5 protein-coding genes and 1 pseudogene are annotated in these 3,005 nt (G+C 68.6%); all 6 read left to right on the top strand.

Annotated features, from left to right (window positions below; all coding sequences use genetic code 11):
- A pseudogene (locus AC2VON_RS05645) lies at positions 1-242 on the top strand (crotonase/enoyl-CoA hydratase family protein); the annotation flags it as partial.
- Positions 243-268: 26 nt separating this feature from the next.
- Positions 269-991, top strand: coding sequence for a PaaX family transcriptional regulator C-terminal domain-containing protein (locus tag AC2VON_RS05640; RefSeq protein WP_486952056.1), 723 nt, complete (start codon positions 269-271; stop codon positions 989-991).
- On the top strand, positions 988-1,752 hold the full coding sequence (locus AC2VON_RS05635; RefSeq protein WP_486952055.1) for a crotonase/enoyl-CoA hydratase family protein: 765 nt from the start codon (positions 988-990) through the stop codon (positions 1,750-1,752). Before AC2VON_RS05640 ends, AC2VON_RS05635 begins: the two co-directional genes overlap by 4 nt.
- A 60-nt stretch (positions 1,753-1,812) precedes the next feature.
- Positions 1,813-2,238: a PIN domain-containing protein gene (locus tag AC2VON_RS05630; protein WP_486952054.1), complete on the top strand. Its 426-nt coding sequence runs from the start codon at positions 1,813-1,815 to the stop codon at positions 2,236-2,238.
- A gap of 121 nt (positions 2,239-2,359) precedes the next feature.
- On the top strand, positions 2,360-2,734 hold the full coding sequence (gene rpsL / locus AC2VON_RS05625; RefSeq protein WP_003403453.1) for a 30S ribosomal protein S12: 375 nt from the start codon (positions 2,360-2,362) through the stop codon (positions 2,732-2,734).
- The coding region (locus AC2VON_RS05620; RefSeq protein ID WP_486952053.1) for an uS7 family ribosomal protein at positions 2,734-3,005 on the top strand (272 nt) is incomplete at its 3' end. The genes rpsL and AC2VON_RS05620, both read left to right, overlap by 1 nt.

The following is a 3,005-nucleotide window of genomic DNA, read 5'->3' as shown; positions in this document are numbered from 1 at the left end:
CCCGGATCGCGGCGATGCCGGTCAACCAGTTGATCATGGTCAAGCTGGCGTTGAACTCGGCGCTGCTGGCCCAGGGGGTGGCCACCAGCGCGATGGTTTCCACCGTGTTCGACGGCGCGGCCCGGCACACCCCGGAGGGGCATGCGTTCGTCGCCGACTCGGTGGCACACGGGTTCCGCGAGGCGGTGCGACACCGCGACGAGCCGTTCGGCGACTACGGCCGGCAGGCGTCCCAGGTCTAGAAGGGGTCTCGTCGATGCCGACAACGCTGACGCGGATGACCGCGCGGTCGGTGGTGTTGTCGGTGTTGCTCGGTGCCCATCCCGCATCGGCGAGTGCTGCCGAATTGCTCGGGCTGACGGCGGTTTTCGGCATCAAGGAGTCGACGCTGCGGGTGGCGCTGACCCGGATGGTGGCTGCCGGCGACCTGATCCGGTCCGCCGGCGGCTACCGGCTGTCGGAGCGGCTGCTGACGCGTCAGCGCCGCCAGGACGAGGCGTTAAGCCCGCGGGCTCGGCCCTGGCGGGGTGACTGGATAACGGTGGTGGTTACCAGCGTCGGCAACGATGCCCGCTCTCGAGCGGCACTGCGAACCACGTTGTCAAGCAAACGATTAGCGGAATTGCGGGAAGGCGTGTGGATGCGACCGGACAACCTCGACATCGCCCTGGATGCCGACGTCTCGGGCCGGTCGCGGGTGTTCACCGCGCGCGACGACGACCCCGCAGGCCTGGCGGGCCAGCTGTGGGACCTGCCCAGCTGGGCAGAATCCGGAAACGAGTTGTGCAACGCAATGGCCGCTGCCAATGATGTTGCCGGCCGCTTCGTGGTTGCAGCGGCGATGGTCCGCCATCTGCTCACCGATCCGGTGCTGCCGAGCGGACTGCTGCCACCCGACTGGCCCGGGGAGGCACTGCGGGCGGCCTATACCGACTTCGCCGCCGAACTCGGCCGGCGGCGCAACTTCGAGCAACCAGTGGAGGCGAGATGAGTGACCCGGTGCGGGTGGAACGCAACGGTGCGGTGACGACGGTGATTCTGAACCGGCCGCAGGCGCGCAACGCCGTCAACGGTGCGACCGCTGCGGCGCTGCACGCCGCGTTCGACGCGTTCGATCATGACGATGACGCAGCGGTGGCGGTGCTGTGGGGCGACAACGGAACCTTCTGCGCGGGAGCTGACCTCAAAGCCTTCGGCACATCGGATGCCAACCCGGTGCACCGCAGCGGGCCGGGGCCGATGGGACCGACCCGGATGGTGCTGTCCAAACCGGTGCTCGCCGCGGTCAGCGGCTACGCGGTCGCCGGCGGCTTGGAGCTGGCGCTGTGGTGCGATATGCGGGTGGCCGAGGCCGACGCGGTGTTCGGGGTGTTCTGCCGCCGCTGGGGGGTGCCACTGATCGACGGTGGCACCGTGCGGCTGCCCCGGCTGATCGGGCACAGCCGCGCGATGGACATGATCTTGACCGGCCGCGCCGTCGGCGCTGCCGAGGCGCATGCGATCGGGCTGGCCAATCGGGTGGTGCCCAACGGCCAGGCCCGGCCGGCGGCGGAGCAACTGGCCGCCGAACTCGCGGCGCTGCCGCAGCAGTGCCTGCGCTCGGATCGGTTGTCCGCGTTGCACCAGTGGGGTGTGAGCGAATCCGAGGCGATGGCGCACGAATTTGCCAGCATCGCCCGGGTCGCAGACGAAGCCCAGCGCGGTGCGGGCCGCTTCGCCGCCGGCGCGGGCCGGCACGGCGCGAAGGCCTGAGCCGTCGACACTTGTGGTCTGTTGGTCGTCAGTCCACTGACCCTCGCCGAGGTCCATCAGGTGGCCAGCATCCGCGCCGATCGGCGCACTGCTGACGTCATCGTGGGCACCCTGGCCGCCCGGGCTGAAACGACTCGAATCACCATCGCCGCGACCACCCCGCGGCTGCTGAGCGCCACGCTGGCCGTCCGGCGCCAGTACACCGACCTGAACCTGGATCTGGCCGACGGCGCCGCGGTCGTGTTGGCCGCCGAATACCGCACCGACGTGCTGTTAACGCTGGACCGGCGCGACTTCCGCGCCATACGGCCATTGACTGGTGACCAAGCCTTCACCGTGGAGCGGCTGCGCGACGGATACGCCGCCGTTTTGACCGGCCCAAGCACAGCCGGGTATTGTTATAGCTCGTGCCTGGCCACCGAAGGCGCGTTTCGTGGCATCTCTGGTGACATAAAGCGCGCGCCGGGCGAATTCGCATGTCCATGATGCAGCGGAGAGATCCGCGGCCGGCCCATGCGACACACCCGATCGCGGGGTGACGTGGCGGGGCATAACTGCAGGACAAATGCCAGACAGAGACGTGAACAGCAACACAGGAAGCCGGTAGATGCCAACCATTCAGCAGCTGGTCCGCAAGGGACGCCGCGACAAGATCAGCAAGGTCAAGACTGCGGCCCTCAAGGGCAGCCCGCAGCGCCGTGGCGTGTGCACCCGCGTGTACACGACTACCCCGAAGAAGCCGAACTCGGCGCTTCGCAAGGTCGCGCGCGTCAAGCTGACCAGCCAGGTGGAAGTCACGGCCTACATCCCCGGCGAGGGCCACAACCTGCAGGAGCACTCCATGGTGCTGGTGCGTGGCGGCCGGGTGAAGGACCTGCCCGGCGTGCGGTACAAGATCATTCGCGGCTCGCTGGACACGCAGGGGGTCAAGAACCGCAAGCAGGCCCGCAGCCGCTACGGCGCCAAGAAGGAGAAGGGCTGATGCCGCGCAAGGGCCCCGCACCCAAGCGTCCGCTGGTTTCCGATCCGGTATACGGGTCGCAGCTGGTCACCCAGCTGGTCAACAAGGTGCTGCTGCGCGGAAAGAAATCGCTGGCGGAGCATATCGTCTACGGCGCGCTCGAGCAGGCCCGGGAGAAGACCGCCACCGACCCGGTGGTGACCCTCAAACGTGCGCTGGACAATGTCAAGCCTGCGCTGGAGGTGCGCAGCCGCCGCGTCGGTGGCGCCACCTACCAGGTGCCGGTCGAAGT

The organism is Mycobacterium sp. TH-M82 (genome assembly GCF_057473605.1).
Note: the sequence above shows the minus strand (reverse complement) of the source record. Positions and strands in the feature narration are given on the sequence as shown.